The organism is Lentzea roselyniae, from assembly GCF_039537795.1.
GTDB lineage: Bacteria > Actinomycetota > Actinomycetes > Mycobacteriales > Pseudonocardiaceae > Lentzea > Lentzea atacamensis.
Window position 1 is genome coordinate 1 of the sequence record NZ_BAABBE010000102.1, and the last position, 2,864, is coordinate 2,864.

The following is a 2,864-nucleotide window of genomic DNA, read 5'->3' on the forward strand; positions in this document are numbered from 1 at the left end:
CGACCAAAGCTACTGGCCGGGGCACTGCCATGCAGGGCGCGCACCATCCCGCAATCGATCACCGCACCGGCCAGACGCAAACCGGGATCGTTCAGGTCACTACGGCGCGAGTGCGAAGGTAACCCGACCGTCGCCGGCGGGTTTGGTGAAGACAGTGCGGGCGATGGAGGGAACTGGTCCGTCAGGCGTGTTTCGCAGGACGAAGATGTGATAGGGGCCGGGTGGCAGGATGTTGCCGTCCGTCAGGCCGGTGCCGGCCTGGCTGGGCAGCCGTGCCTTGAGCACCCCGTCGGCTATCGGCTCGAACGGCAGGGAAACCGCCCGTTGATCGGCGTCGACGGAGTGGGTGCTGGAGCCGAACCGGACCGCCACCACCCCCGAGATCTCGCTGCTGCTTCCTGCGACCTTGATGTCGAGCTGGTGGCCGGTGGCGCTCACCCCGAACTGCTTGATCTGCGGCCGGGGCCCCCGGAACAGGTAGGGCGGGCTGTAGATCTCGAAGCTGGCGTCCCGGTAGCTGTTGGAGGGTGCAGGTGAGCCGTCGAACACGCGCACCGGCGTGTGCCCGCCGACCAGGACCCGTCCGTCGGGCAGCAGCAGGGCGACGTTGTGGTAGGTGCGGTCGCGGCTGCCAGCGGCCAGGTTGCGCCAGGTGTTGGTGGCCGGGTCGTACAGTTCCGCGGTGCGAACCGCCTTCTCGGTTCCCGGTAGCAGCGACTCCTCCGTGTCGGCGCCGCTGAACAAGATCACCTCTCCGGTCGGCAACACGGTCGGGCTGGACGCCCAGCGGGGGTTGCGCAACTGGGACTGGTCACCCAACTTGCCGTCCAGCGGGCCTTTCCTCTGCCCGTCGTTGCTCACGGTGTCGCCGGTGACAGTGACGACCTCGCTGAGGGTGTTGGCTGTCGGCGGTGTCGGCATGGGCATGACCGTGCCGCCGGCGAGCAACACCTTGGCCTGTTGATAGGGCGGCTCGAGCCGAAGCAGTGCCGAGGTAGGCTCACGGAAGCCGTACTGGCCCGTACCCGCCACTTGCCAGCTGTCCGTTTGCGGGTCGTAGAGGCGCTGCTCGGTCCACAGGGCCTCGTCGGGTGTCTGCCCGGCCCCGCCCCAACCGTTGCCGGCCGCGGGGTAGAAGACCTTGCCGTTGGGCATGAGGTGCACCCGCGCGTACAGCGGCAAGGACAACATCGGGGTCTTCTTCTGTTCCCACCGCCTGGTGGTGAGGTCATAGACCTCCTGCTCCCGCACGTTGTTGTAGGAGGTGTACGAACCGTGCACATGCTGCTCGGCGTCGGGCGTGAACATCTGGGTCGTGCCGGTCAGCACCAGCACCTTCCCGTCGGGAAGGGTGATCAGCGACGGATACCACCGCGGCTTGACCATGTCACCGACGTTGGCGAAGGTTCCCGCAGCACCTTCCGGGGTGAACACCCTGGTCTCGCGGATGCCCATGGTGTCGCCCGGCCGGGACTCGCCACCGGCGATCAGCACCGTGCCGTCGTGGAGCAGCTTCTGATCGGCGCAGAACAGGTTGTGCCGGGAAAGGTGACCGTCGGGATCACCGGGAGGGGGCTCGTACCCGCGTTCCGGCGTCGGAACAGACCACGTCGGGCCGTTCAGATCCAGCACCCGAGCGCGGGCGTTCTTGGCGAACTGCGGGTACGTGGCGGCGTTGAGCGGGACGGCGTCCTCGGTGCCCTCCAGGCCGTTCCAGTACAGAACCTTGCCGCTCGGCAGCAGCGCGATGTGCGCCGCGCTGGGGAACTCCCGGCCCTTCTCCAGCGACGGAGGGTCGAGCGGAACCGCCGGGTTCCGCGCATCACCTTCCCAGAACGGCGCGGACCACTCACCAACCTCGGCCGGCGAGAGCATCGCCGCACCACCCGCCCCTGACCCGGCTACGCCGACCAGGGTCGTGGCCCCCACAACAAGAGCGAACAGGACGGCGGGCAGCCGAATGGGTCTCATTGTGATCACCTTCTGCTTGCAACCGAGACTAAATCGAAAAATTGCTCGTGTATTCGCATCACACCCGTGTGGGCAACGTCCGCGCCTCAGTTCGTGCACACACCCGCCCGCTGCGTCGAATATCCGAACCCGGAGCCGGAGTCGAACGACAATCAAGCGTGAAGTTCTCGTCGCGCAAGCATAGATCCATGTCTACCAATGGACGATAGGTCGGACAGGTGATTGTCTCACCGCTCGTGAGATGTCGATCTCGTGTGGCCCGCGGATTTCTCGGTCGTCTCACGGCGATGTCACCATGATCGGTCTCAGAACACGTGGCATTTCCTCAGGTGCTGCTCGAAGCTGCATCCGCTGGAGGGTTCGCCAGGTCTCGGATGAACCTCATCAGGTCTGGCGGCCGTGGTAGTTCGCACGCGACGGCGGGCCGGACAGCTGCTCGTCGAGGTCACCGGGCTGGAACAGCGTGCACGGGTCGGTGTCGGCGCACTTGGGCGGCGTCGACGGGAGCTCCTTGGTCGAGCCCGCCACGCGCGCCGGCAGAACGGGAACCAGTCAAAGGTTCCTCACCTGGACACGCTTCCCAGCACGGTCTTCACGACGCCTTCGGCAGGCGGCGGAGCACTTCGGTCATGCCGCCCTGGGTTGCGAGGAGCAGCCGTGACCTGTCGGCGTTCGGCTGGCGCAGACCCATGGCCAGGGTCTTGTTCTCGCCGACCGCGGCCCATGCGCCGCACGCGATGTCGCCCTTCGCGCCGCCGCAGTAGAAGTAGGTCGTGTGGCCCTCGATCAGGCCCTCGTGGCCGCCGGGGTTCTTCGCCTTCTCCGACTCGTACCCGGTGTCGAGCACGCCCGTGATGACGACGAGGTCGTCGGGCGCCCCCTTGCCGAAGATG

The 2,864-nt window shown here is 66.8% G+C and carries 3 protein-coding genes; all 3 read right to left on the minus strand.

Going from position 1 to position 2,864, the window contains the following annotated elements:
- Positions 1-99 precede the first annotated feature (99 nt).
- A complete protein-coding gene (locus ABFX45_RS45965) occupies positions 100-1,971 on the minus strand; it encodes a galactose oxidase early set domain-containing protein (RefSeq protein WP_346137390.1) in 1,872 nt (623 codons plus the stop codon).
- 384 nt (positions 1,972-2,355) lie between these two features.
- Complete coding sequence (locus ABFX45_RS45970; RefSeq protein WP_346137391.1) at positions 2,356-2,499, minus strand: hypothetical protein; 144 nt, start codon at positions 2,497-2,499, stop codon at positions 2,356-2,358.
- A 64-nt stretch (positions 2,500-2,563) separates the two neighbouring features.
- A partial coding sequence (locus tag ABFX45_RS45975; RefSeq protein WP_346137392.1) for a hypothetical protein occupies positions 2,564-2,864 on the minus strand: 301 nt, incomplete at its 5' end.